The following is a 579-nucleotide window of genomic DNA, read 5'->3' as shown; positions in this document are numbered from 1 at the left end:
GATTTGAGTTGGATCGCCGGCGTCACCTGGCAGGCGCGCCAGGTCGGCAGCAGGCCGGCGGCGATGGCCGCCGACACCGACATCACGAAGGTCAGGCCCAGCATCTGCCAGTCCATGTGGGCGACGTTCGCCACCGACGCCACGCCCGGCACCGCGCGCAGGATGTCGGCTTCGCGCTTCATGCTGGCCAGCTGCTGCTCGGCGCTGTCGTTGTTCAGGGTGCGCGCGATGATGTAGAAGGTCGCGTGTTCGTCGGACAGGCCGGATGGACGCGCCATCGCGGCGCGGCGCTCGTTCACGATGTGCATGGCGTTGGTCAGGATCGCCAGGCTGAGCGCGACCTGCAGGGCCACCAGGATCGGGCCCGTTTTATTGCGCATCAGCGCGGACAGGATGGGACGGATTTCCATGGATGTCTCCCGGTTACTGCGATTTGAGTTGGATCGCCGGCGTCACCTGGCAGGCGCGCCAGGTCGGCAGCAGGCCGGCGGCGATGGCCGCCGACACCGACATCACGAAGGTCAGGCCCAGCATCTGCCAGTCCATGTGGGCGACGTTCGCCATGGGCGACGTTCGCCA

At 67.4% G+C, this 579-nt stretch carries 1 pseudogene; it reads right to left on the bottom strand.

Annotated elements, in window-relative coordinates:
* Positions 1-410 (bottom strand): annotated as a pseudogene (locus AC1DIX_RS27585) (hypothetical protein); the annotation flags it as partial.
* Positions 411-579 lie beyond the last annotated feature (169 nt).

The sequence above is a fragment of the Massilia sp. 05N420 genome, assembly GCF_056397205.1.
This window is presented reverse-complemented; position numbering and strand designations above follow the sequence as displayed.